Origin of the sequence: Paenibacillus lutimineralis (assembly GCF_003991425.1) — a bacterium.
GTDB classification, from domain to species: domain Bacteria; phylum Bacillota; class Bacilli; order Paenibacillales; family Paenibacillaceae; genus Fontibacillus; species Fontibacillus lutimineralis.
Genome location: NZ_CP034346.1, coordinates 6,166,271 through 6,191,729, shown reverse-complemented (window position 1 = coordinate 6,191,729; position 25,459 = coordinate 6,166,271). Strand labels below are relative to the sequence as shown.

21 protein-coding genes are annotated in these 25,459 nt (G+C 48.0%); 6 read left to right on the top strand and 15 right to left on the bottom strand.

The genetic code is table 11. The features are described from left to right. Nucleotides 1-48 precede the first annotated feature (48 nt). The 3 genes from EI981_RS27530 to EI981_RS27520 form a co-directional block, all read right to left on the bottom strand. Nucleotides 49-828, bottom strand: a complete 780-nt coding sequence (locus EI981_RS27530) for a response regulator (RefSeq protein ID WP_127003726.1) — start codon at nt 826-828, stop codon at nt 49-51. Continuing rightward, nucleotides 825-2,588, bottom strand: coding sequence for a cache domain-containing sensor histidine kinase (locus EI981_RS27525; RefSeq protein WP_335926280.1), 1,764 nt, complete (start codon nt 2,586-2,588; stop codon nt 825-827). Before EI981_RS27525 ends, EI981_RS27530 begins: the two co-directional genes overlap by 4 nt. A gap of 330 nt (nt 2,589-2,918) precedes the next feature. Beyond that, complete coding sequence (locus tag EI981_RS27520) at nt 2,919-3,980, bottom strand: endonuclease/exonuclease/phosphatase family protein (RefSeq protein ID WP_127003724.1); 1,062 nt, start codon at nt 3,978-3,980, stop codon at nt 2,919-2,921. 587 nt (nt 3,981-4,567) lie between these two features. On the opposite strand from EI981_RS27520, the gene EI981_RS27515 reads away from it, so the two are divergent. After that, entirely contained in the window at nt 4,568-7,168 is a 2,601-nt protein-coding gene (locus tag EI981_RS27515; RefSeq protein ID WP_127003722.1) for a zinc ribbon domain-containing protein, read from the top strand. 88 nt (nt 7,169-7,256) lie between these two features. Here the strand turns inward: EI981_RS27515 and EI981_RS27510 are convergent, their stop codons facing one another. Then, entirely contained in the window at nt 7,257-7,709 is a 453-nt protein-coding gene (locus EI981_RS27510; protein WP_335926391.1) for a MarR family winged helix-turn-helix transcriptional regulator, read from the bottom strand. Between the two features lie 109 nt (nt 7,710-7,818). Here EI981_RS27510 and EI981_RS27505 point away from each other — a divergent pair, with 109 nt between their 5' ends. Continuing rightward, nucleotides 7,819-8,406, top strand: coding sequence for an NAD(P)H-dependent oxidoreductase (locus tag EI981_RS27505; protein ID WP_127003718.1), 588 nt, complete (start codon nt 7,819-7,821; stop codon nt 8,404-8,406). Between the two features lie 90 nt (nt 8,407-8,496). Here EI981_RS27505 and EI981_RS27500 read toward each other — a convergent pair whose 3' ends face one another. After that, a complete protein-coding gene (locus tag EI981_RS27500) occupies nt 8,497-9,507 on the bottom strand; it encodes an SEL1-like repeat protein (RefSeq protein WP_127003716.1) in 1,011 nt (336 codons plus the stop codon). Between the two features lie 231 nt (nt 9,508-9,738). Between EI981_RS27500 and EI981_RS27495 the strand changes: the two genes are divergently transcribed. Further along, entirely contained in the window at nt 9,739-10,800 is a 1,062-nt protein-coding gene (locus tag EI981_RS27495) for an LLM class flavin-dependent oxidoreductase (protein ID WP_127003714.1), read from the top strand. Between the two features lie 45 nt (nt 10,801-10,845). Here EI981_RS27495 and EI981_RS27490 read toward each other — a convergent pair whose 3' ends face one another. The 6 genes from EI981_RS27490 to EI981_RS27465 all read right to left on the bottom strand — a co-directional run bounded on the left by EI981_RS27490 (nt 10,846) and on the right by EI981_RS27465 (nt 17,160). Continuing rightward, nucleotides 10,846-12,795, bottom strand: a complete 1,950-nt coding sequence (locus tag EI981_RS27490; protein ID WP_127005067.1) for an ABC transporter permease — start codon at nt 12,793-12,795, stop codon at nt 10,846-10,848. Beyond that, a complete protein-coding gene (locus tag EI981_RS27485) occupies nt 12,785-13,555 on the bottom strand; it encodes an ABC transporter ATP-binding protein (protein ID WP_127003713.1) in 771 nt (256 codons plus the stop codon). The genes EI981_RS27490 and EI981_RS27485 overlap by 11 nt, the downstream gene beginning before the upstream one ends. Nucleotides 13,556-13,655: 100 nt before the next feature. Continuing rightward, complete coding sequence (locus EI981_RS27480) at nt 13,656-14,660, bottom strand: sensor histidine kinase (RefSeq protein ID WP_127003711.1); 1,005 nt, start codon at nt 14,658-14,660, stop codon at nt 13,656-13,658. Continuing rightward, a complete protein-coding gene (locus tag EI981_RS27475) occupies nt 14,661-15,350 on the bottom strand; it encodes a response regulator transcription factor (protein ID WP_127003709.1) in 690 nt (229 codons plus the stop codon). An 86-nt stretch (nt 15,351-15,436) separates the two neighbouring features. Continuing rightward, the gene (locus tag EI981_RS27470) at nt 15,437-16,567 is read right to left on the bottom strand and encodes a serine hydrolase domain-containing protein (protein WP_127003707.1); all 1,131 of its coding nucleotides are present in this window, start codon (nt 16,565-16,567) and stop codon (nt 15,437-15,439) included. A 14-nt stretch (nt 16,568-16,581) separates the two neighbouring features. Then, nucleotides 16,582-17,160 (bottom strand): TetR/AcrR family transcriptional regulator, encoded by a 579-nt coding sequence (locus EI981_RS27465; protein ID WP_127003705.1) that lies wholly within the window; start codon nt 17,158-17,160, stop codon nt 16,582-16,584. Nucleotides 17,161-17,386: 226 nt separating this feature from the next. On the opposite strand from EI981_RS27465, the gene EI981_RS27460 reads away from it, so the two are divergent. After that, nucleotides 17,387-18,406: an SDR family oxidoreductase gene (locus EI981_RS27460; RefSeq protein ID WP_127003703.1), complete on the top strand. Its 1,020-nt coding sequence runs from the start codon at nt 17,387-17,389 to the stop codon at nt 18,404-18,406. 86 nt (nt 18,407-18,492) lie between these two features. Here the strand turns inward: EI981_RS27460 and thrC are convergent, their stop codons facing one another. Beyond that, nucleotides 18,493-19,881 carry a threonine synthase gene (gene thrC, locus EI981_RS27455; protein WP_127003701.1) on the bottom strand — a complete coding sequence of 463 codons (1,389 nt, stop codon included), beginning with the start codon at nt 19,879-19,881 and terminating at the stop codon, nt 18,493-18,495. 351 nt (nt 19,882-20,232) lie between these two features. On the opposite strand from thrC, the gene EI981_RS27450 reads away from it, so the two are divergent. Together EI981_RS27450 and EI981_RS27445 are read left to right on the top strand one after the other, a co-directional pair. Then, nucleotides 20,233-21,909 carry a M20/M25/M40 family metallo-hydrolase gene (locus EI981_RS27450; protein WP_127003699.1) on the top strand — a complete coding sequence of 559 codons (1,677 nt, stop codon included), beginning with the start codon at nt 20,233-20,235 and terminating at the stop codon, nt 21,907-21,909. A 121-nt stretch (nt 21,910-22,030) separates the two neighbouring features. After that, complete coding sequence (locus EI981_RS27445; protein WP_127003697.1) at nt 22,031-22,291, top strand: hypothetical protein; 261 nt, start codon at nt 22,031-22,033, stop codon at nt 22,289-22,291. A 142-nt stretch (nt 22,292-22,433) separates the two neighbouring features. Here the strand turns inward: EI981_RS27445 and EI981_RS27440 are convergent, their stop codons facing one another. From EI981_RS27440 to EI981_RS27430, 3 genes are read right to left on the bottom strand one after another with little or no spacing between them, the layout of a single operon-like run. Beyond that, the gene (locus EI981_RS27440; protein WP_127003695.1) at nt 22,434-23,441 is read right to left on the bottom strand and encodes a FecCD family ABC transporter permease; all 1,008 of its coding nucleotides are present in this window, start codon (nt 23,439-23,441) and stop codon (nt 22,434-22,436) included. Continuing rightward, nucleotides 23,438-24,448 carry a FecCD family ABC transporter permease gene (locus tag EI981_RS27435; RefSeq protein WP_127003693.1) on the bottom strand — a complete coding sequence of 337 codons (1,011 nt, stop codon included), beginning with the start codon at nt 24,446-24,448 and terminating at the stop codon, nt 23,438-23,440. Before EI981_RS27435 ends, EI981_RS27440 begins: the two co-directional genes overlap by 4 nt. Nucleotides 24,449-24,481: 33 nt before the next feature. Further along, nucleotides 24,482-25,429 (bottom strand): iron-hydroxamate ABC transporter substrate-binding protein, encoded by a 948-nt coding sequence (locus EI981_RS27430; RefSeq protein WP_127003691.1) that lies wholly within the window; start codon nt 25,427-25,429, stop codon nt 24,482-24,484. Nucleotides 25,430-25,459: the final 30 nt, after the last annotated feature.

Sequence of the window (25,459 nt, the reverse complement as noted above, 5' to 3'; positions counted from 1 at the left end):
AGTGAAAGACATGTAAGGTAACTGAGATTAGGACTAATACCACTTTTATCAGTTGTTGCTCTCATTCATTTGTTGTCTGTACTGTCCAGGGCTCATGCCCTCAAGTTTCCTGAAAACCTTGATGAAGTATTTTGCAGTCTGATAACCGACGCGTTCGGAGATTTCATTCACGGACAAGGTTGTGCCTACGATTAATTCCTTGGCTCGTTGAACTCTACGTCTGGTCAAGTAGTCGCTGAAGGTCAGTCCGGTATGCTCTTTGAACAGTACGCTGAAGTAATTAGCGTTCATATGCGACACCTCTGCCAGCTCGCGCAAGGAGATCGGCTCTTCCAGATGGGTCTCGATATAGTTGATAGCTTCCCTTACTGGCTCGCTGTATTGATTATTTCCGTCTGAGGTGCTCATTAGCCGGGTATCGACGATTTTCTCCATGCGCTCGATCCTCTGCTTCTGGTCGTTCCGTTCCAGTGCTACTTCAACGGCGTGAGTTAATTTATTCTTGTCGATGGGCTTCAATAAATAATCGATTACCCCATATTGCAGAGCCGTTCTGGCATATTCAAATTCGGAGTACCCTGAGATGACGATGACGAAGAGAGCAGGGTGCTTCTCGCTGATTTCTTCGATCAGCCGGAGTCCGTTAATTTCAGGCATACGAATATCTGTAATAAGCAGAATTGCTTCATTCGACTCCAGCCAGTCCATCGCTTCCTGAGCGCTGGCGAAGGCCTCAAACTGATAGTGTCCGGGAGACCATGCCTCCAGAGTCCTCTTGATTCCTTGTCTTGTTCGCGGTTCATCATCAACGATAAGAATAGTCTTCATGTGTTTAGCCCTCCTTGAAATTCATTGGGAATTTCGAACATGATTGAGGTTCCTTGTCCAAGCTGGCTTTCTATCGTTAACCCGGACTCTTTGGAATCATAATATAGACGAAGTCTGCGCTCGACGTTAATCAAGCCAATGCCTTGTTTGCCGGAAGGATGCATCTCATCCGTCTGTAAGGTGTTGTACAGCTCATTAAGTTTATCTTCATCCATCCCAGGACCGCTATCAGAGACAGTAACTCTCGTGTAACCCTCGCGGTCTGAAGCCTGGATCGACAGGACCACCGTGCCTGGCTCATTGCTCTTCTCAACGCCGTGCATAATGGCATTCTCAACCAGAGGCTGGATCATCAGCTTTGGAATAGGGATATGGCGGAAGGCTTCCACAATGTCAATTTTCCATTCCAGTCGGTCGATGAGTCTCATTTCCATAATTTTAAAATACAGCTCCGCATGATCCACCTCATCCCCGATGGTTACCCATTCGACATCATCGGAACGATTGATGACATAACGGAACAATCCCGACATGGCCAGTACGTTGTCGGCCAGCTCATCTTCGCCCTTCTCGTCCAGCGCCCAGAAGAAAGCCTCCAAGGTGTTGAAGAGGAAGTGCGGGTTGATTTGGGCCTGCAGTGCCTTCAGTTCGGTGCGGCTCTGAATGATCTCCTTCTGATAGACGACCTGAATCATCTCATTCATCGAGTCTACCATCTGGTTATACGTATGATTCAGCTCCATTAGCTCCATCGTCGATGACTTGTCCGGATTGCGCTGCAGGGTACCGAAGCGAGCTCCGCGCATCGTGCGGATCAGGTTCAGGATCGGTCTAGTAATCATCGTTGAGAGAATAAAGGAGCAGATCAGGAATAGGAACCCGCCAACGGCAATAGACACGAAAATCGCTGTCTGTAGGACCGATATGCCTTCGGTCGTATATCTGGCCGGGGTTAGAATGACCAGCGTCCAGCCGCTTAGCTCCGACTGATGTCTGACTTCAATGAATGTCTCGCCATCGATCGTTATCGAATCATGATCCATATCGAGCAATATATCTTTGTTCAGCCTGAGTGGAGAATCAGCGATGATCTCATGGCCTGCGCGATCGAACAATAGCATCGTTTCACGGTTATCACCCCCGGATTCCCCCACGGCGGTTCCAGTGAGTTCGAAATAATTGCGGTCGATGCGCAGCATCAAATACCCGGCATGCATATAGGAACGATCTATTAATCTAACGCTGCGGATCGCAATGATCGTATTCGGATCCAGCGGATCAAGTCCGAGCCATACAAGCCGGCCTTTCTCTTTGTCGGCTAGTTTAATCCAGGGCTTCGGAACCCGATCATTGAGCTGAACATCATCTAGCGGCAGCAATCTGCGGTAATCCGAGGTATACAGCTCCAGAGATCGGATTCCGGTCGCATATGCTTCATAGCTGCGCACTTCTTCCTGGAGCGATTGACGCTCGGAGAAGCTTAGGATCTGCCCGTCCATTTCCTGCGCGAGCTTCTTCTGTACCAAGCTATTGGTAGAAACCTGCATCATCAAGGAATCGATCTGCTGGAACAAAGCATCCAGTTTGCCAGTCGTCTGAACAGCGGTCTGTTTAATATGTCGTTCAGCACTTGCACGCAACAGGACGGAGACTTGGTTATAGGTGAAGACTCCAATAGCAGTCAGTACGATAATCATCACGAGCATGAACCCGATGAAGATCTGGTTTCGCAGTGTATTCCATCCATGTAGCTTGTTCAAACAGTGACACTCCCCTTCGATAGTATCCTAATTTAATATACATGACCTGTTCTGAAAAGAGAAACCCCTTTCATTTTCATAGTAAGAGGTCATTAGTAATCATCGGAAAGGGAAGAAGCCCTGTCCAGAAAGGGCAACGACATTTCCCCCTTGTAATGGACATAATTGTCCGTTACAAGGGCAGCGTACCAAAGGTCCAACGCTAACGGTCAATAATGTCCGGATGATCAGGTCAAAACTTGGGTGTATTCAACATTTTGGGGCACGCAAAAAGGCCGTCTCCAAGTCGGGAAATCAACTTTTGAGACAGCCCCTTCACGGGTTCGATCGTTATTTCAGAATAAATTGCCCAGTCACCGGATTGTGATCGCTGTTGCTGAAGCCTAGATCGTGTCCAGTGACACTTATGACCTCGACATTGGGGGATACGAGGAAGCCATCGATGACGGCCAGGAAATTGACTCCCTCATGATACGCGGAGTCCAGAGTTCGTACACTGGGGATGTTCGGGTCTACGGCCCATTTGAAATCACCGGGGCCGAAGCTGTCCGGGAAGGGCTGCAGCCATTCTGGCCATTCCTGCTGTGTCTTGAAAATGGCGGGGTCCGTGCCTGGAAGGGCGTGATTCCAATCGCCACCGATGATCAGATAATTGTCATTCTCCATTTCCCGCTGGATATACTGCTCCAGGAACTCAAGCTGCTGCTTGCGGATCTTGCCGCCTTTATCAAAGGCTGACAAGTGCAGGTTAATAAGGATCAGTTCCTTGCCTTGATCTACCGGAATTCTGCTCTCTACGAAGGCGCGATCCAGTTCGAATAGTTGAACTGGCCAGCTCTCCTTACCGGGCAGATCGAAGCGGGCCTGGCTTGTGCTATGGAAGGAGGATAAGGTCAACAGGCCGCTCCGTACTGAGCCCATTGGTTTAGTAATAGGGACGGGGACCCACGGTACTTTGTAGTTGTAAGCAAAAGTATAACTGTAGCTCTGAAGCGCATCGCTGATCGGCTTGACCTCATTGATATGGTTGCTCCTTGAGGAATCGACATCTACTTCCTGCAGCAGGTAGAAGCTGGAGCCCGCATTTTCGAGAACATGGGTGATCGCCTGGAGATTGGTCTCTGTCTGCTGACGGCTACTGGAGCGGGACATGCTGCCACCATCCATGAAGAAGTCCTGCCCTTGATCCAGTCCGGCATAACCGATGTTGAACGTCGTAACGGAGAAAGGCTTGCCCAGCTCGAGTCTGGCTTCAGGATTGCGGTCTACCGTGAGCTTGATCTCGGCTGCGGGTTTGTAGTCAGATGCAGTGACATAGATGAGGAAGACGACTATTATCGCGATGAGAGCAAGTAGAATCCAGATGATGCCTTTAAGTGTCAGTCTGATCATTTTGTGAATGTCCCCTCCTTGGAAGAACAGTGTGTTTTTATGATGATTATATAGCATTGTAGGCGAGAGGAGGCTTAGAATATGATCTCGCAAAATGTCGAATCAAGAAATTTTAAGTAAAACTATGGCGCAGGATTATTGAACTATATATACTATATTCTGAAAGGAGACTGGAAAGTTTGGGTAATCTTATCCTATCTATAAAGTGTCAGGGAACTCAAGTGATTCTTGCTAGCAGATCTGTCGTGATCTAGGGGGAAGCTCGTCTCATCAAGATAAATACATACATAAGTTCAAATACATAACTATTTCAACAACCGTATACCCCTCAAGGAACCTCCCTATTTGCCTGATACAGAGGCATGCTTCATCAATGCGAATCGGGAATTGCTGCTTACTTATGCCTCGCGAGACGAATTTCTATGGCTAGCAATTGGATGACATGACATTTTGATAGATGGAGCACTATGCTCTAACCGAATGAGATAGGCCCACAGTATAGTCGTCTCCTGGTTTGTTCTTTCATCCACTAAGTATTTGTTGGAGGACGGACAATAAGAAGAAGAAGAGGGGAATTGATAAAAAGTATGGATAAGTTTTGTGAAAATTGCGGTGCGCCTAGGAGGGAGGGTGCTAAATTCTGTAGAGAATGCGGCCAACCATTCCCTCAGGCGGAGGCTGTTCCTGTAGAAGCAGCCCCGAAAGGCATCGAACCTCAGGTAGAATCTACCGTTCCCGTACATCCGGAACTGCCTGTAGCACCGATGACCACAGAACCAGTCACAGAGGCGGCATCAACTCCAGCAGCTGAGCCAACGATGACGGAGGTTCCTGCTCCGTCTGACGTGACCCCAGTATCGACACCTTCGGTAGAGCATTCTGCTCCCGAAAGCGTTGATACACCGGTAGAACAGGCAGCGCCTATTCAACCTCAACCAGAAGCATCTGTAGAGATGCCTGTATCAACTGCAAATGACGCTTCACAAGCTGCATCGTTTACTGAGGTGCCTCCAGCTACGCCTGTACCAAACCCTGTGCCAAACTCTTTCCCACCTGTCGTTCCTCCAGCGGGAAATATTCCGACCATGCAGAGCGTGAACGGTGTGAATGGGACTACGGCTGCAGCGACACCGACACCAGCCTGGAACGAAATAGCCGATGCTCTTGAAAGCACTGGAAAGAAGAAGTCGAAGCTGAAGCTTCCGCTCATTATCGGCTCCATTCTAATCGGTCTATTGCTCGTTGGCGGTGCAGTATGGGCAATGATCTCGTTAAATGCTTCAAGCTCCAATCCAGCCTTGATATATGTTAAGGATAAGGATTTGATGCTGTCTGCCGGCAAGAAGAGCGAACCGGTCAAAGCGGTGAATAAATGGCTGGATATAGATGATAGCATCAAAGAAGACTACCTTAACGTGTCATACTATGATGGTGACAGCGGCGCCAAAGGTATGGAGTTCTCCATGCTGGGCGATGGCATCGGACGCTGGATCAAGTTCAATAAGAGCGGCACGCGTATGTTCTATTTGGGCAAGGTTACGGACGATGGAACAGCTAATTTGTATTATAATGATCCATCCAAGCTGGCCAAGTCCAAGAAGGAAGATATCGAGCCGGGCGAACGGGTGGCTTCGAATGTAAGTATCGGCGCGAACCGGTATGCTCCATTTCAAATTAGTGAGTCCGGGGATCGTGTACTCTATTTCAAGAACTATGATGAGGAAGAGTATAGCGGTAGCTTGTATATCAACGATTTGAAAGAGGAACAGCTGATCGACAATGACGTATATGGATTCTATTTTATTTCCAAAGACGAGTCGACGGTGATGTATACGAAGGCTGCGGATTCGGATTCCTACAACTATGATTTGTATATTAAGTCCCTACATGGGAAGGGCGATAAGGTGAAGATCGATAGCGATATCAGCTATGTCGTCAATTACAGCGATGATTTCAAGAAGGTTTACTATGTCAAAAATAATGGCGATATCGACGATCTGAACTATAACTCGCTCTATCTGAAAGAAGAGGGCAAGGATAAGCAGAAGCTGATCTCTGACTTCACCAGCATAGAGTCCAGCGACCAGAATGGCGTATTCTATTTCACGCGCACGAATGAGAAGAAGACCAAGCTTGTCGATCTGGTTGAGGACGATATGGCTGAGAGTGATCTGAAGATCACTGAGCCTCACTATAGTGACTTTGAGTATGAAGATACCTATGATGTATGGGGATATGAGTACACATCCACTGAGGTTGATTATGATAAATATTATGAAGCTTATGACTTGTATATGGATAAGCTTGACCGCGACAGTCTCCGCAGCAGCTTGAAGGAAGAGGAGATCAACACGACAAGTAGGCAATTGTTCCTCTATTCGGCTGGGAAGGAGAAAGAGTTGTCCAATAATATCGCTTGGGTGAACTTCGCAGATGTTGCTAATAAATCAGTGATCTATTCCAAAGCAGATACGGAGAAGGGACCGGTTGGCAAGATTAAGATGTCGGAGATAAAGAGCCTCTATGACGTTAGAGACCGCTTCGAGGGCGATTCTTCTGATATGATGGGCAAGGGCCGCTATATCATTCTGAATGATGGCCAGGAGCAAGAGATTGCCGGGGAAGCTGATGACTATTATAGCTTCCAATTCAGTGGGAATGGCAAGAAGCTGTACTATATGGAAGGGGCTGCAAGCAGTACTTCCGGTACTCTAGTCGCTTACGATGTGCTGGATGGCAAGCTAAGCAATCGTAAGGTGGTTGATGAGAATGTTAGCTATTACATGATTCTGAGCGATGTCATCTGGTATTACAAAGATGTGAAAGATGGCAAGGGCGAGCTGGATTCTTACTCAGATGGTAAGAAGACGAAGATTGCCTTCGATGTTGAAGTAGGCAGTACAAGCATCTATCCGGAGGATAACACAGTTCTCTATATTGCTGACTTCAACAGCAAGCGTCATATGGGCTCCCTATACTTGAAGCAGGGGCAAGGCGAGGCTGTCAAAGTCAATGACGATGTGAGCTTCTACAATTACGATAAAGGTAATCATCTCTTCTATATTACGGATTACAACGACAGTAAGGAATCTGGAGATCTGTGGGAATACCGTGGGAAGGACCAGAAGAAGCTGATCGATAATTCCGTTGAGGCGATGCTTCCATTGAGAGTTGGTTATAACTTCTAGAGTATGAATATAAGAGCCCCTATCAAATCCTGATAGGGGCTCTTCTTCGTGTATATGAACATGATCTTGGGGTTTTGCCACGGACTGCCTACAGTGGCTGTCTATCATGGAATACCTTTGATTTCAGCAATTCAATAGCCTGCTCGATCTCGGCCAGCTCCTCTGCGGACATATGACCGGCCCGTTCCCAGAAGCGAGCCTCAATGGTGGCAAATGCCTTATTCATCATCACCTCTCCTTGATCGGTAAGGCGGATGTATTGCATGCGCCGATCTTCGGGAGCCGTATATTTCTCACATAGCCCCTTCTGAGCCAGTTTCTTGATCTCGCGGCTCGTATTCGGTAGAGAGATATACAGGCAATCGCTGATTTGGCTTGGAGTAACAAGCCCAGTCACGGCAACGTATTCCAAAATGCTGTATTGCAGGGGAGTGATTGTATCTTCTCTGACACCCATTGTGATCTCATGAGTCAGTTGATGTACAGACGTCGTAAACTTTACAAATTTTTGGAACAGTAGAGCTTTGTCCAACAGAATCACCTCCCTCACAAGATAACAAACTAATTATCAAATAACAATTATCATTTGACAACTAATTATTGAATGGATATGATATTGTTATCAAATGATAAGTAAAGGAGGGGAAAGGATGAACGTGTTGATCATATATACACATCCGAACCATCAAAGTCTAAGCTATGCATTTCTACAGAGAACGATCGAGGGCTGCCAAGAGAACAAGGAGATAGATGAAATTAAAGTGCTTGATTTATATGAGGAAGGCTTCGATCCTGTGCTTGTCTTCAATGAACAGAAGCGCAGGAGAGATATGCATAAGGAACCGAGCCTTGAGATATACCGGCAACAATTAATCTGGGCAGATAAAATTATATTCATTTATCCGATATGGTGGGGACGTCCCCCAGCGATGCTGCTTGGATATATCGATAGGATGTTCGCCTCCGGTTTTGCTTATCAGGACAAGGGCAGTTTACTTCCGGAAGGGCTGCTGAAGGGGAAATCAGCCGTCTGTATCTCGTCGATGATGGGACCGGCGCTCTATCCGATGTTCTGGTTGAACAATGCGCATAAGGTGTTAATGCGTAAGGCCTTACTCCAATATGTCGGCATTCGCAACATTAAATTTTTTGAATTTGGGAATATGGAGAGTGCTAAGGGAAGGCAGGAACAGAAGCTGGAGCGGGTGCATCGATATTTCCAAGCAGTGAGTAATTAACGATACTCAGGCCTACATCTCCTTATAAAAAAGACGTCTTTACGATGTCTCCTACACCGCAAAGACGTCTAACTATAACTGTAAAAACCTCTACCAGGTTTCTTTGTTTCTCATCAGTACTTGCTGACTAACCTCCAGGCCTTGTCTGGCCGCCGCCTTGAACATCGTTAACGCTTCCTCAATCCGTCCTTCCTGCTGCAGCAGGATGGCATAGTTATGCTGTGCCATGGCATCGCCTTGCTCAGCCGCTGCTTGATACCATCTCATGGCCTCCTCGCGGTCACCCTTATAGGCTAGCAAATTGGCGAGATTATATTGGGAGTCAATGTCTCCCTTGTTAGCAGCAGCCTTATACCATTCAATCGCTTCATCGAAGTACTGTTCTTCTTCCAGCAGGGCGGCCATCTGGAATTGTGCGCTGATCAGACCTTGTCTAGCCGCCATCTCGCACCATTTCTTGGCTTCATCCCTCTGTCCTTCCCCAATCAGCAGCAGCGATAGCCGGTACTGGGCTTGATCATGCCCTTCCTCAGCCGCCAGCTTGAATAGCTCCAGGGCGTATTTCTTCTGTCCTGCCTTGGAGTAGATCAGGGCCAGATTAAATGCGGCCTGGATATGTCCTTCTACGACGGCCAGGTCGTACCAATGGACAGCCATCTGGGTGTTATTCTGATCCTCATAATAAGTTCCAAGGCGATACATCGCTTCCACATCACCTTCGGCCGCTGCGATCTCACAGTCCTCAAATGATTCTGGTCCATCGTTGGACGAGTCATACGCACTTGAATCCTCGTCGTGCTCATGATCATCGTGATCTTCCAGATTAGTAGCGTCCAAGCCCAATTGTTCCGCAAGACTGTACCATTTCTCCGCCTTCTTGTGCTTGTTCTGGGAACGATAAATATCGGCAATGGCTAGTCCGGCCTCAGCCGACCCTTGCTTCGCGGCCTTCTTTAACCAATAAATAGCACGCCAATAATCTTTAAAATTCAGGTATACCTCACCTAGAGCCAGTTGAGCTTCGGCTTCGCCACGCTTGGCTTGCCGGAGCAGTCTGTCCATGTCCAATTTTTCCTTCGAATGCAATTCCATCGCTGCCATGTTTCCTTTCTCTAATGACTGAAAGTAAGTACACACTCCATTGTACACTGTTCTTAGGTGAGAAATGAAGTTCGAGAGGGCTTAATGCTTTTCTCCTAATTGCTTGTAAAAGTTCCGTCAAAGCGTCACAATATAGACAATATTGAATAAGTTCCGCGACTTGGAAGCGAATGTGGTAAACAAGCTATAACTGCTGGCAATAGATAGACTTCAGAATCGGAGGAATTGAGGATGGAAATAGGAATAAGTACGTTTGCTGAGACATCACCTGATGTGCATACTGGCGAAGTGATGAGCCATGCGCAGAGACTGCGCGAGGTTGTGGAGGAAATCGTGCTCGCCGATCAGGTGGGGCTGGATGTATATGGAGTAGGTGAGCATCACCGCAAGGACTACGCGGCCTCTTCACCTACGCTTGTATTGGCGGCGGCCGCATCGCAGACGAAGCGGATCAGGCTGACCAGCGCCGTCACCGTGTTATCCTCAGATGATCCGGTACGCGTATTCCAGGATTTTGCGACCCTGGATGGTATCTCTAACGGACGTGCGGAGATCATGGCTGGGCGGGGCTCCTTTATCGAATCTTTTCCGCTCTTTGGATATGATCTGGATGATTATGACGAGTTGTTCGATGAGAAGCTGGAGCTGCTGCTGAAGCTTCGTGAATCCGAATTTGTTACCTGGGAAGGCAAGCACCGCCCGGCGATACATAATCTGGGCGTGTATCCACGCCCGGTGCAGCATCCGCTTCCGGTCTGGATCGGCAGCGGGGGCAATCCGGAATCCGTCGTACGTGCCGGACTCCTGGGTCTGCCACTGGTACTGGCGATCATCGGTGGACGACCTGTACAGTTCGCACCGTTAGTGGAGCTGTACAAGAGAGCGGCAGCCCAGGCTGGCCATGATGTGTCGAAGCTGCCAGTCGCTTCGCATTCGCATGGCTTCATTGCCGATCATCTGGATGATGCGGTAGAGAAGTTCTTCCTGCCTACTCAGGCAAGCATGAATGTGATCGGCCGTGAGCGGGGCTGGGGGAATTACACCCGAGCCAGCTATGACGCGGCTCGAAGTCCGGAGGGCGCCCTGTATGTTGGCGATCCTGACACGGTGGCTAGCAAGATTATTCATCTGCGCAAGAAGGTAGGCATTACCCGCTTCATGCTGCATGTACCGCTTGGTACGATGCCACATGCAGAGGTGATGCGCGCGATTGAGCTGCTTGGCACTGAGGTTGCACCGCGGGTGCGGGATGAAATCTCGCGTTGGGAAGCCGCTGGCGAGCCAGAGGAGTAAGAGCCGCAGGTGCTGCTTATCGCAGATAGAGAAGAGGCCCTGTGTTTACAGGGCCGTACGAATGATTTTCTTATAATAGATGACCGATAGGATACCGAAGATGGAGTAGAGCGCGGTGTACAGCAGCATGACCAGGAACATCGGCGTCCACAGCTCAGTTCCGAACATGAACCAGCCGGATTTGACGGCGAAGTAGCTGTGCGACAGGCCGATGATAAGCGGAATGCCGAAGTTGAATAGCTGCTTGATCTGTACTCCGCTTAATAGATCCCCTTGGGTGAAGCCAAGCTTGCGCAGAATTGTGAAGCTTGGCTTCTCTTCTTCACCTTCATCCATCTGCTTGAAATAAAGAATGCAGCCGGACGTGATGAGGAAGGTCAGGCCGAGGAAGCCAACGATGAACATAATCAACCCCATCATCTGTTTCTGCTCATTAGTTGACTCAAGTTGGGACTGATTACTGAATCGTTCATCTCCGGGCGGCAGAGTTTGAAAGATTTTGTCCGCTTCTTCAAGCTGTTTCCGGTTCGTAATATCGATGCCAAAATAGGTAGTAAATTTCGCCTGAAGCTGCGGATCAAGATCCTGCTTCAATTGTTCAAAGGTGGCATCCGAGACGATGGCAATCGGCATTCTTCCGTGTGCGAACGGCCAGGAGACGATTGATTCCTTTTTTAAGCCAACCAGTTGTTGGGAAATGGTCTTTTGCAGCCCGTGAAATTGAACAGGCCCAGATCCTTTATAGGAGAACATGGACTTGAGCATATCGCTGAAGCCTGCCATCAACATCTCATCTTCGGCAAGCTGGACATTCTCCACGTCTTTGGCGCTTACTACGGACACCTCTGCCTGATCTGGTTTAAGAATAACGTTGTCCATAGAGATGTCAATGATTTGACTGAGATCGGCGATGCTACGAATCACATCGATCCTGGTTTCTTTGTAACCAATGCCTTGGTCTGATAAGCTCTGCTTGAACTGCTCCGCATCTTGTTCGTTTACGATGGAGAAATCAGCTGGAGAATCACTCTTCGCCATCTTCTCTGCAGAATAATAAGAGATGTAGGAGAGGGACAACAGACCGATTGCCAGCGCTGATACCGTTGTGATGACGGTAAGCAGGATCGCGTTCGATTTCATGCGGAACATGATCGAAGAAAGGGACAGCACCTCGCGGATGTTCAGATATCCACCCTTCTGTCTGCGAATTAGATAGAAGATGAAGCGGACGGAACCACGGTAGAATAAATAGGTACCGAGGATGACCGAGCCCAGAATCGTAATCATAGCCAGCACAAGCTGATTGACACTGTTGAAGTGACCGGAGAACAATCTGGTGGAGATGTAGTACCCGGTTAGAATCAAAGCGATCCCGAACAGACCAACAACCATCTCATTCAGTGTAACACGCTTCACTGTCTCCTCTGTGGAGGATTGTACTCTGAACAGAGATAGGATGCTCTGTCGTTGGATATATATATAATTCATCAGCAGTATAAGTAAGAAAATGATCAGAAAAACAATTACCGTCTGAATAAGTGCATTCGTAGAGAACTGCAGTGTTGTAGAGGTCTTCACGTTCGTAATTTTGAATAGGACCATCGCAACGAGCCTGGAGAAGGAGAACCCGATAAAGATACCGATCACCAGGGAACCGCAATAGAGGATAGAATTTTCGGCGGATAGAATACGGAAGATCCTCTGCTTGGTCAGGCCGGTCAATTGATACAGACCGATTTCCTTGCTTCGTCTCTTGATGAACAATTTATTGGCATAGAGCAGAAAGACGGTCACGATAGCAATCAACAGAACGGAGCCTGCCTTGATGGCTGCTTCTCCCTTAATGCTACCCTTGATCTCCTCAAGCGCCGGGTCGAACTGTAAGGTGACGAAGGCGAAATAGAGCGCCACGCTGAAGACGAGAGCAAAGACATATAAATAATAGTTTTTGATGTTTTTCCGGAAGTTACGGGCGATGATGTAATTAATACTCAGCTTGTTCATCCTGTACCCCTCCCAGAACCCCTTGGGTCTTCATAATATCCTTGAAGAAGGCCTGTCTCGACTCGTTCCCGCGATGAAGCTGGGTGTAGATCCGCCCATCCTTGATGAAGATGACCCTGCTGCAATAGCTGGCCGCAACTGGATCATGGGTGACCATCAGAATGGTGGCTTGACGCTGCTGATTCAATTGACTCAACTTGTTCAATAGATCGGAGGCCGATTTTGAATCGAGGGCCCCGGTCGGCTCATCTGCAAAAATAACGCTCGGTTCATGAATGAACGCCCGGGCGGCCGACGTCCGCTGCTTCTGTCCCCCTGAGATTTCATTAGGGTACTTATCCTTGATATCATATATCCCCAGCTCATTTGCTAGTGCCTGGAACTTCTCGTTCGCTGCTTTTTTTGTGACCCCTGTAATCGATAGCGGGAGCAGAATGTTCTCTTTGGCAGTCAACGTATCGAGCAGATTATAATCCTGAAAAATAAAGCCGAGATGCTGCTTGCGGAACTCCGCTAATTGCTTCTCTCGAAGCGTGGTCATCTCCTGACCATTAATGATGACGCTACCCTCGCTGACCTTGTCGATCGAGGACAGCACATTCAGCAGGGTCGTCTTCCCCGAACCGGAGGCGCCCATAATACTGACGAACTCCCCTTGTCCGATCGCCATATCAATTCCCTTTAATACTTCTTGTCTATTGAATTTATTGCCGTAGCTTTTATGAATTTTAGTTGCTTCAAGAATATTCATTACCCCACACTCCTTCACTTGGTAGCTCCATTATAAGGCGAGGTGTCCGCACCGATCCTTCGATTCACCGAACAAAAGATAGAGGCATGTGACATTGTTGTCACATCCCTCTAATCTGTACGAACTCGTTCTTGGTCGGGAAGATCAACTTCATACTAGTGCCTTCGGTAGGTTGTGAGCTGGCTTTGATCCGAATATGCATTGGCTGAGCCGCTCTTCTAGCAAGGTAAAGGCCCATGCCGGTCGCTTTCGGATCATTATGCACCAAGGTTGAAGTGAAGCCCTTGTCGAATATGCGTGGCAGATCCTTGGGATCGATGCCCCGTCCGTTATCCCTGATTTCAAGAACCGGGTGCTCTAAATGAAGGTAACTTGTAATGACGATATCTGCGTTCTCACTATATTTTACGGCATTGGTGAGGAGTTGTCTGACGATGAAGGCGAGCCATTTGGCATCGCACAACACCTCTCTTATCTCAAGATCTACATCGAAGCCGATCCCGCGGCGCATACACCATGGTCGGAGCGTGCGAATCTCCTGGGATAGCAGGGAATGAAGCTCCACTTGTTCAATGAACAGGTCATTCTCCATAAAAGGAATACGCTTCTGATGCAACTGACGGTCGAGCAGGAGGTGGATGCGCAGCCACTCATAAGTGAGTTGCTCTTGGGCAGTAGGATCATCCAGACGCTCTATCATGAGCTGCATCGCGGTTAGGGGCGTCTTCACATCATGAATCCAGGATAGCAGTTCATCCTTCTCCGCCTCCAGCATGCTGCGATTCAGGGCGGCTTCCTGCCTAAGCCGCTTCGTCTGGTCATAGAGATGGGTCTGTACGATCTGCTCGAATGGGCTGCTGCCCGGCGATAATTCAGTTAGATCGAGATGAGGATCCCACTCTTCCAAGCTCCTGTAGAAGCGAGTCTCTCTTGAATAGCGAATCGCCAGGAAAATGACAAAGATGATCGCTGATATGAAGGCGACATAGAGCAGGGGGCCAATAGGAATATCCTGATCCAAATAAGCCATGGATAAGGTTAGGAGCTGCAGGCAGAGGAACAGGATAATCCAGCTGTGGCGCTCTATCAGGAATTTTCTGATCATTTACAGAGTCCCTTCTTCAATCGCGATATAGCCTTGTCCAACCTTGGTCTCGATCATTCGGCCCAAATCGATCGTCTCCAGCTTCTTGCGCAGGCGATTCACATTCACGGTAAGGGTGTTGTCACTAATAAAGCGTTCATCATTCCATAGATTCCGGATCAACTCTTCCCGAGTTATAATCTTGTTCTTCTGTTCCAACAGCTGCTTGAGAATGAAGATCTCGTTCTTGGTTAGTTCGATACATCCTCGCTCATTGGTTATGGTATTCTTCTCGTAATCGACAGCGGCCCCGCACCAGGTTTTTAGAGAGATCGCTTCCGTGTTATAGTCGTATGCGCGGCGCAGTGTCGCCTGAATCTTCGCGATTAGGACGTCGAAGTGGAATGGCTTCTGCACGAAGTCGTCGGCACCAAGCTGCATGGACATCACCATATCGGTCGGATGATCGCGTGAGGATAGGAAAATAATCGGCACACTCGAATGTGCTCGAATCATCCGGCACCAATGAAAGCCATCGAATTTGGGCAGTTGGATATCGATAATGACGAGGTCAGGTTTCACCGCCGTGAATTCCTGCATCACATTGCTGAAATCGCTGATCCCATGGATGTCATAGGACCATTGTGATAACCGGTCTCTTATTTCACTGAAGAGACTCGCGTCGTCTTCTATTAGCATGATCTTGAACAAATTGTCCACCACCAAGAGTTTTATGCGAATTGTATTTGTCGATATTATAGCAGAATAGTAGAAGCGAAGTAGGGGGCGGATCGAATTCAATCAACACTATCTAACATTTGATATATAAGCTGGAAAGGATTCTTCTCAGTCTGGTTCATTGTCCCGACAATGAAGAGGTCCCTGGATGGACAGTAGAAAGCGAAGCTGCCTGACGAGCCAGAATGACCGAGTATTTCGGGTGCTGGGAAGAACGGCGACATAAGCCGGGACATTTTGACACGCATCATCCCCTTACCGTATTGCAGCGGGAAGTACTGGATTTTGTTCCAATTTACATTGGTAATATTGGCAGGTGAGAATAGCTCGCCATGGAAGAACGCCTTCAAGAACTTCATTAAATCCGTTGAATTAGATATCATGCCGCCGGAAGCCCCTTGGCTTGAAATTGCCATTGGACGATGAACCGGCTCTTTGCCAATATGGATCGGAACGAAAAGGCTATCGGGCTTGCTTAAATAGGTAGACTTCAGATTAAGCGGTTTGATGATGTATTTTTTGTACAGGTCCTCCAATGGTTCGCCGGTCACCTGCTCCGCAATTCTTCCTAATAGTTCAAAGTTGAGATCGGAGTAATAGGCTTTGCCCTCATCCCCATTAATGAAATGTGCTTCCAATTGCTTGCTTCGGGATAAAATTTGTTCAAAATCAATTGAGGTATCTTTCTTGAGTATCTCTGCTTCAAAGGAAGTACCATTATGACCTTTTTCTGTGTAATAGTCAGGTAGCCCGGAGGTTTGAGATATTAATTGCTCTATCGTAATGTTACCGGTCCGGTCACTCTCTTTGTAAACATGCAGTCCGGCGATCAGATTGGGATCAAAGAATTGATCCAGCTTATCATTGAAGGAGAGCTGGCCAGAATCCACTAAATTGAAAATAACCGCAGTGGTAAACATCTTTGTAATGCTGGCAATAGCAAAAGGAGTGTCATCCTTCATCTGGCCAGCTGAACGGATATAGGAGAAGCTCCCATCACCAGACTCTACATTGACCATCATATCAAATACCTTTTTATGATCCAGTGTATTATTGAATATAATGTCCAGTCTTTGATTTGTGCTTTTCTCTCTCCACATCGCCTGCTTAACCAGTAATCCGACAAGGGCAATGCATACGCATAGGATCAATGCAGATAGAATCACTTTTTTTGTTTTTTTCTTTCCCATGGACAATACCTCATTCAACTTTGATTTTTGAGAATATCGATCAGCCAATCCGCCTCAGGGCATGGGGTTTCGGGATGGAGTGCTAATTCCTCGGCGATACCTTGGAGAGAACACCAGAAGGCAACCGATAATGCCCAGGGGCTACCTTCACGGATTTCGCCTAGCTTCTGTCCTTCAGAAATAAGAGGGATGCTGCTTTGGATGATGTTTACTTGAGACAGCATGGCTTTAGCCGCTTCCGGTATGATGTCATTGTTCTGGGCATGTTCCATGAGAACGAACATCTTCGCATAGGTGGGGTTCTCTTTAAGATTTTTTAGTATTTCGTCCGCCGCGGTCTTCAATGTTTGTAATGGGCATACATCGGTATTATCGAGCTCTAATTGCGTTCCCGCGCAGCCAAGACGAATCAGTTCCTCATACAGTTTCTCTTTGGAAGCGAAATAATGGAACAGCAGCCCCATGCTCATATTTGCTTCCTCAGCAATATCGGCTATCTTGGTTGAGCCGTAGCCCTTCCGAATAAATAAGTTTAATCCGGCGTGGAGAATATCTGTCCTGCGCTGTTCTTTATGTTGGGTACGTTTATTCATGATGGGTCACCTTTCGTTGAAAATATATTCATTGAATAATATTTCAATGAATATATTAATCCCTCTTCCTTATTCTGTCAACCATATTGAACTGATACAAACTGACACCGATCAGTCTTCGTGTTGTGGATTGGATTTGTAAACCCAAGGGACTGGTGCTATCGTTAGAGCTGTAATGCCCTGCATTGACAGGAATAGAGAGTTTATATTTTTACGGAGGTGGAATATGAAGGCGCTATTTATCGGAGGAACAGGTACGATCAGTTCGGAGATTACCAGACAGTTATTGGACAAGGGTTGCGAGCTCTATCTGTTGAACAGAGGAACACGTAACGATTCTATGCCAGCTGGAGCGAAAATCATCCAAGCCGATATTAACGATGAGGCCAAGGTTGCGGAATTGATTCAAGGTTTGCAATTCGACGTAGTGGCACAGTTTATCGCATTTCATCCTGAGCATGTTGAACGGGATTATCGACTGTTTAAAGATAAAACCAAGCAGTATATGTTCATCAGCTCGGCTTCTGCTTACCAGACTCCGTTATCGGATTATAGAATTACAGAAGGAACCCCGCTATCCAATCCATACTGGGAATATTCCCGGAATAAGATAGCTTGCGAGGAATATCTAATGAAGCAGTACCGGGACCATGGCTTCCCGATTACACTTGTAAGGCCAAGCCATACGTATGATGAGCGTTCGATCCCACTCGGTGTCCACGGAAGCAAGGGAAGCTGGCAAGTGGCGAAGCGGATGCTGGAGAACAAACCAGTTATTATTCATGGGGACGGTACCTCTCTGTGGACAATGACACATAACAGCGATTTTGCCAAAGGCTTCATTGGATTGATGGGCAATATTCACGCGATTGGGGAAGCCGTTCATATTACTTCCGATGAGACGGTAACCTGGAATCAAATCTACGAGATCATCGCTGACGCCCTCGGGGTCAAGCTGCATGCGGTACATGTATCGTCGGAATTCCTTGATGCTAGCAGTGATGAGGATTTCCGTGGGGGCTTGTTGGGGGATAAGGCTAACTCTGTGGTCTTCGATAACTCCAAGCTGAAGCGGCTCGTTCCAGAATTCGTGGCCACCACGCGCCTGGATCAGGGGATTAAACGGACAGTAGAGCATATTATGGCGCATCCGGAATTTCAAGTGGAAGATCCGGAGTTCGATGTATGGTGTGATAGCGTCATTCATGCTCTGGAGTCTGCCGTTAAGATGATCAAGGGGCTTTAATGCTGAACCCCAATAAGCTTACAGTTTAAAAATAAAAATGGCCAATCCCGGGGGGATGGCCATTTTTTAATTGTTCCACGTGGCAACTAGAAAAATTGGACGAGCTTATCTCGCACCGCTTCGTTCGTCCCATCGACGATGGTCTGATGCTGCGGCTTGGTGAAGAGCGCCTCAATTTGCTCAGGATAAGTTTGCTTAATTTCGCATAGGGCAATAGCTTCGTTGAACTTGGCTGGGTGCGCAGTGGACAGCGTTACTGTCACTTCGCCCGCCGTCGTAAGCTCATCAGAAGCTGCTACTCCACAGGCCGTATGCGGATCGAGCAGATAGTCGTACTCATCGTAATATTTGCTAATGACTGCGAGACATTCGTCGTTTTCCACAGCGTGTGCAGCAAACTCTGCGTTAACGGCAGTCTTCTTGTCTTCAGGGATTACAATTTTGCCTTCCGCTTTGAGCAGATCCATCAATGAAGCTATTTCTGATGCGTTCTCCCCGTACAGATAGAATAGGTAGCGTTCGAAGTTGCTGGCAACCTGAATATCCATAGAAGGGCTATAAGTACCGCGGAATTCACCTGGCTGATAGATTCCCTCGTTCACAAAGCGTTCCAGTATATTGTTCTCATTCGTAGCGAGGATGAGCTTATGGATGGGCAAGCCCATGCGCTGCGCCAAATAACCGGCGAAGATGTCGCCGAAATTACCTGTCGGTACACTGAAATTCAGCTTGCCAGTTATGCCTTGCTGCGCGAGCTGCAGATAGGCATAGAAATAATAAACGGTCTGCGCGAGTATACGAGCGATGTTGATGGAATTGATCGCGCGCAGATGATATTGATGTTTGAAGTCTACGTCTGCGAATAGTTCCTTGATGATCCGTTGGCAATCGTCGAAGGTTCCATTTACGGCCAGATTGAGTACATTCTCGTCATCGACCGTTGTCATCTGAAGTTCTTGCACCTTGCTTACCTTCTGATGCGGATGCAGGATACAGATGCGGATTCCTTCTTTGCCGCGAACGCCTTCGATCGCTGATGCTCCTGTATCGCCTGAAGTTGCACCTAGAATATGAATGACCGAGCCGGTCTTACGGGATACGTAAGAGTACAGATTGCCTAGAAATTGCAGAGCAACGTCCTTGAAGGCAAAGGTGGGGCCATGGAACAGCTCCATAATATGAAGGTCGTCACGAAGTTTACGGACTGGCGTTACATCAGGATGGCGGAATGTCCCGTAGCTGTCATGGACCAGCTTCTCCAGATCAGGGCGTGGTATTTCGTCATTCACGAAGAGCGAGAATACTTCGGTAGCAAGTTCCGCATAACTAAGAGACTGCCAGTTCTTCAGCGTCTCGTCAGACACCTGCGGAATGTGTTCTGGTACAAGCAAGCCGCCGTCGTCAGCCAGACCCATTAGGATGGCATCGATGAAGCCGATTCCAGCGACTTGGCCTCTCGTGCTTTTATAGTGCATAGAATGATTTCCCCCCGCTTGATAGTTTTTCATTATTGTATCAGAAAATTCCCTTTTGTTAAGGGGAAAGTTCTGAGTGAGATATCTTCCTTAAAGTTGTTTTGGATTCGTAGCGCTATTATCCGGTCGTTATTGTTTCAATAGGCAAGGTCACTGAGGAAGGGTTCCAATCGGTCCGCCTGCCAGTGGAGGATGTCGCTACCTGGAAATAATATTAATATTCATAAGAAGCCGACGATTTCGACATCGTCGGCTTTTGTCATATTTGGGAATTTTGTAAAGGTAATTTAACCCAAACATAGAATAAATAAACGATGCTAATAAATTTATGATGATTATAGGGGGGACACCGTGAAGCCCAATTATTATGGAACACCGATTCGAACAAGCCACCGTACTGGCCCGAGATATGCGATATGGATAAAGCGAATCATAATAACCGTCATTCTAATCGCAGCTGTATTGGCGGGTCTGCTGCAGATTCGATCCCCGCGTCCGGTCGGTATAGACGCGCCGCCAGGATCTTTCTCATCTGCACGGGCGATGGAGAAGGTAGAGATGATTGCCAGAGAACCACACCCTTCAGGTTCTTCTGCGCACGCACAGGTGCGTGATTATATTATCGCGGAGCTGGAAATCCTCGGTCTGCATCCGGAAATTCAGGAGGCTAACGTTGCGCCAGGAGTGTCCAAGCGATATTCAGGTAAGCTCGAGAATATTGTCGTCCGCATTCCTGGAACTGATTCGAGCAAGCCGCTCATGTTGGCAGCCCATTATGACTCCGTTGCGACAGCACCAGGGGCGGCTGATGATGGTTCAGGAGTTGCCGCTATGCTTGAGACAGCAAGGGCGCTGCAGGCATTTAGCCCTCTGAAGAATGACCTGATTCTGCTCATGACGGACGGTGAAGAGCACGGAATGCTTGGAGCCAAGGCGTTCGTGAGTGAGCACCCGTGGGCCGGTGATGTGGGCCTGGTATTGAATTTCGAAGCGCGAGGCAATAAGGGCCCTTCATTTATGTTCGAGACCAGCGATCAGAACGGGTGGATCATTCGGGAGTTTACCAGGGCCGCTCCGAGTCCGGTAGCTTATTCACTCATATACAACATGTATAAATTGATGCCAAATGATACAGATTTAACGAAATTCAAGGACGGTGGAATGCCCGGTTTGAACTTTGCCTTCGGGGTCGGTTTGAATGCTTATCACACTGAGCTGGATACAGCGGCTAATCTGGATCCGTCCAGCTTGCAGCACCAAGGCGACTATATGTTAAATCTGGCTCGTCATTTTGGTAATCTCGATTTAAATCAGGTGCAGCAGCAGGATCGGGTCTACTTCAATACCATCGGCTGGAGCATGATCAGTTATCCGGAGTCCTGGATACCATGGTTCACTGGCTTTGCCGTATTGCTGTTCATTGCGACCGTATGGCATGGAATATATGCCCGCCGAGTTCAATGGACGGAGCTAGTTGGTGGATTGTTCGTGAGCTTGCTTACTTTGGTCGTCATATATGGGATAAATACCTTGCTATGGGGACTGCTCCGCTCTAGGATATCGGAGGAACGATATCAACAAATTCTTATGGATCCACAGGTGAGCGTGTATTATTTGGCAGGGTCGCTGTTGGTTACGCTGCTGCTGGCTATTTTAATAGTTAGGGTAGGTTCCCGATTTATCCGGTCGGAAAATATATGGTTGGGTGCATTGACGTTATGGCTCCTGTTATGTGTAGGAACGAGTATTTATCTACCGGGAGGCAGCTATGTATTCATTTGGCCGCTGGTCTTCAGCCTTATTGGCCTAAATTTGTTCTTCTTTATGGAGGAAGAGGCGAGGAACTGGCTATCCACTCTATTCGCTGTACCTGCCTTCGTGCTGCTAACGCCGATCTGCTATCTTGTCTACTATTTGATGACATTGGGGATGGCGGGTGCGCTTATGGTTATTGCAGCGCTTGCGTTCTCTTTGATTTTCCCATTGTTCTGCAAACCTAGGAAGGCACATCGGGATATATTCGGGTAGGCGCTTGAGAAGCTGAATTTCTGCACGTTATACGGTTCGCACGGGGGAAGGTATAAGAAGCACTGAGTTACAACATGCTAATGGGGAACAGAGACATTTCAGAAGGGAGAGTATCTCATTCATGAAACGTTACGATTCCAGTCTGCAAGCAGACAGCACTGTAGCTCGTGCGCAAAATTCTGTTAACAAGCTGCACAATGCCGTATCTCAAGCGCTAAGCCACCCCAATGAACAGACCGTTGAGCAAGCGCAGAACAGCCTTGATCATGCTGAACAATCTATTCAGCAGGTGAACCGTTCATTAGGGCCTCAAGGGGTTGAAATGGCCGAAGAGATGCTGGCCGATGAGAAGGGTAGACTTGCTAAGCTGAATCAGCAATAGAGACTTTCAGAACGCTAATCGTTTTCTGTTCAGCCTGCAGGGCCTATGGGCTCTGCAGGTTTTTTGGTGCGGATAAGTTGAAGGGCCTCATCCTCCACTGGTGGTGGTGATGAGGCCCTTATTATGAACTATGCCGTTGATATTATTTCTTCAGGAGCAGATATATGAAGTAAGGTGCGCCGATGAAGGAGATAACAATCCCGACGGGAATACCGCTCGGATCGGCCAGATTACGACCAATCGTATCCGCCAGCAGCAGCATCCATCCTCCAGTTAATACGGCGACTGGCAGGAAGAGCTGGTGCCTTGGGCCAACCAGAGCTTTGGCGATATGCGGCGCCATTAGACCGACGAAGGAAATACCTCCGGTTACAGAGACTGCTGAGGCGGCCAAAGCAACAGCTGCCAGCAGCAGGCCGAGCCTTTCTCTCTCCACGGCCACACCGACACCGATGGTGACATGCTCATCCAGCGTCAGGAGATTCATGCGATTCGCCTTATAGAAGGTGAACGGAACGAGGATAAGCAGCCAAGGAAGCATCGCTAAGATAAAGGGCCAGTCGGTGCCCCATACATTTCCGGCGATCCATTTGGCTATAAAGTCTACCTTAGAACGTTCTGCCGATGAGATCAGTACGATCATGATACCGGATAGCGCCATGGCGAACCCAACGCCCGTTAATATAAGGCGGGTCGGCTGAAGTCCTTCAGTTCGGCTATATGAGAAGACATAGATTAAGATGGCCGTAATTACGGCCCCGATAAAGGCGACCACAGGTAGTAAATAGATGAATGAGCCTGCATCAATCGGGAAGAACAAGAAGAAGACAGCAATGGCAACGCCGGCCCCCGAGTTAATGCCGAGAATTCCGGGGTCTGCCAGATCATTGCGCGATACGCTCTGTAGTATGGCTCCTGACAGCGCTAGGGCCATCCCTGAGAGCATGGTAATGACAATACGCGGCAGACGAACTGAGAATAAGACGAATTCTTCCTTGAACGTTCCTTGTCCGAACAAAGTTGGTAGAAGGCGGTTATAAGACAATGAGGAATAGCCCATCCCCATGCCGATAATAATGGTTGCAATAATGAGCAGAACCAGGATGCCGACGATCCGGCGCTGCTTTCTGGCTGCGATGTGCTGGTTCATGATAAGCCTTTACCTCCTTTACGTACGATATACAAGAAGAATGGCAGGCCAATCATGGCGACGATCGCGGCTACCGGTGTTTCATAGGGAGCGTTGATCGTGCGGCCGAGCGTATCAGCGATCAGCATGAACGCCGCACCGCCTATACCGGACATCGGTAATATGTAACGGTAGTCGGTTCCAACAATACCGCGGATCAAATGCGGCACCATCAATCCGATAAAAGCCAGGTTCCCTACCAGTGCAACTGAGGCACCGGCGAGAATGATGATAAGAACAATCATTAGCACTTTGATTAGCGCTGTCCGTTGCCCCAAGCCAACAGCAACCTCTTCGCTGAGGCTCATAACGGTAAGCTGCTTGGAGAAGAGCAGGGACAGAATAATGCCGACGGTAATGAAAGGAACGATGACCTGAAGCTGCCCCCAGGTTGTACCGATCACTCCGCCCGAGGTCCACATCGAGACATCCTTGGAGATCTTGAAGTAGATTCCCACACCTTCAGCAATCGCATACAGGAAGGCAGATACAGCCGAGCCCGCAAGTACGAGGCGCAGCGGGGACAAGCCGCCCTTCTTGACGGCTCCGATGCCTAGTACGAATGTAGCGCCCAGAGCAGCTCCGATGAAGCAGGCAATCATAATCCCGAAGTAATTCGCCGCCGGGATGAAGGCCAATGTGATGGCCAAGGCTGCATTGGCACCTGACGTCAGACCAAGCAAGCCGGGATCGGCGAGCGGGTTCCTTGTGATGCCCTGCATCATCGCACCGGATATCGCCAAGGCAGCACCCACAACCATAGCTCCAATCTCCCGTGGCAGACGGATTTCACGGATGATGGAAATAGACTCCCCACTTGCGTGGGAAGTCAGGGCCAGCCAGACATCTCGAAGCGGTGTGTTGGCCGCTCCGAATGCCATAGCTACAGCAAATATGAGTACTAATAATATGCATCCAGCTATCAGCTTGAATATGAATGATATGGAACGTGAATTTGATCTTATCATTTGGTTTAGTCTCTCATTTTCTTATGAATTGGCTTACTTTCCAAGGAAGTGCTTAATAAAGAAGTCGAGTTGATAATCCAAGGTAAGCGCATCGTTGAAGTAGAAGTTCTGCGCATCAGCTACAAAGACATGGTCGTTCTTGACCGCCGGGATGTTCTTATACGTATCCGTGTCCAAGAAGGAATTATCGGTCTCACTATTTTTACTTAATATAATATAGTCCCCGGCATATTCCGGCAATACTTCCAGGGATAGCGCGTAATATCCATCCTTCAACGCGGTTTCCTTCACTTTTTCCGGCATTTTCAACTTCATGGCTTGGTACAGAATTTCCGTGCCCCGGGCCCAATTGTCGCCGAAGACATAAATTTGCTTGTCGAAGTTCTCGAATACAGATACCGTTGCATTCTCGCCAATCTTCTCTCTGATCTCGTCGCCTGCTTTTTCCGCACGCTGCTTGAAGTCGTTGACCCAGGCCTCAGCTTCTTTCTCTTTGTTAAGCAGTTTGCCGATCTCTAAGATCTGTGTTAAGTAGTCCAGCTTGCCATAGGTATAGGTAACCGTAGGAGCAATCTCCTTCAGTTTATCCAAATTTTTAGTGTTGGACAGGCCGATGATTAAGTCCGGGTTAACCTCAATAATCTTCTCCAGATTCTCATCTGACACTTCAGCGGCGTTCTCCAATTTATCCTTGAAGTTTGGATTCATCTTGGACCAGGAATCGACGCCAACCAGGTTGACACCTAAGGCCAGAACGTCACCGGTATAAGAGGATAGCACGATAACGCGCTTCGGATTCGCTGGAACTTCGATGGGACCATCCTCCGATTGATAAGTAATCGTATCATTGGAACCGCCCTCTGTCTGGTTAGCAGTTGTATTTGAATTTGCCTTTGTGCCATTCTGACTAGGTGCTTGGTTGCCACAGGCGCTGACCAGCAGGACACAGAGCAGCATTATAGGTAGAAAAATTTTCTTCATTTCGTTAAACTCCCTTTATATGTTTTAAAT

Excerpts from the sequence above, each read along its gene's own strand:
- EI981_RS27480 (WP_127003711.1), bottom strand. The coding sequence starts at position 14,660 with ATGATCAGAAAATTCCTGATAGAGCGCCACAGCTGGATTATCCTGTTC.
- EI981_RS27435 (WP_127003693.1), bottom strand. The coding sequence starts at position 24,448 with ATGATAAGATCAAATTCACGTTCCATATCATTCATATTCAAGCTGATA.
- EI981_RS27440 (WP_127003695.1), bottom strand. The coding sequence starts at position 23,441 with ATGAACCAGCACATCGCAGCCAGAAAGCAGCGCCGGATCGTCGGCATC.
- EI981_RS27530 (WP_127003726.1), bottom strand. The coding sequence starts at position 828 with ATGAAGACTATTCTTATCGTTGATGATGAACCGCGAACAAGACAAGGA.
- EI981_RS27520 (WP_127003724.1), bottom strand. The coding sequence starts at position 3,980 with ATGATCAGACTGACACTTAAAGGCATCATCTGGATTCTACTTGCTCTC.
- EI981_RS27470 (WP_127003707.1), bottom strand. The coding sequence starts at position 16,567 with ATGGGAAAGAAAAAAACAAAAAAAGTGATTCTATCTGCATTGATCCTA.
- EI981_RS27465 (WP_127003705.1), bottom strand. The coding sequence starts at position 17,160 with ATGAATAAACGTACCCAACATAAAGAACAGCGCAGGACAGATATTCTC.
- EI981_RS27460 (WP_127003703.1), top strand. The coding sequence starts at position 17,387 with ATGAAGGCGCTATTTATCGGAGGAACAGGTACGATCAGTTCGGAGATT.
- EI981_RS27485 (WP_127003713.1), bottom strand. The coding sequence starts at position 13,555 with ATGAATATTCTTGAAGCAACTAAAATTCATAAAAGCTACGGCAATAAA.
- EI981_RS27500 (WP_127003716.1), bottom strand. The coding sequence starts at position 9,507 with ATGGCAGCGATGGAATTGCATTCGAAGGAAAAATTGGACATGGACAGA.
- EI981_RS27445 (WP_127003697.1), top strand. The coding sequence starts at position 22,031 with ATGAAACGTTACGATTCCAGTCTGCAAGCAGACAGCACTGTAGCTCGT.
- EI981_RS27515 (WP_127003722.1), top strand. The coding sequence starts at position 4,568 with ATGGATAAGTTTTGTGAAAATTGCGGTGCGCCTAGGAGGGAGGGTGCT.
- EI981_RS27495 (WP_127003714.1), top strand. The coding sequence starts at position 9,739 with ATGGAAATAGGAATAAGTACGTTTGCTGAGACATCACCTGATGTGCAT.
- EI981_RS27505 (WP_127003718.1), top strand. The coding sequence starts at position 7,819 with ATGAACGTGTTGATCATATATACACATCCGAACCATCAAAGTCTAAGC.
- EI981_RS27430 (WP_127003691.1), bottom strand. The coding sequence starts at position 25,429 with ATGAAGAAAATTTTTCTACCTATAATGCTGCTCTGTGTCCTGCTGGTC.
- thrC (WP_127003701.1), bottom strand. The coding sequence starts at position 19,881 with ATGCACTATAAAAGCACGAGAGGCCAAGTCGCTGGAATCGGCTTCATC.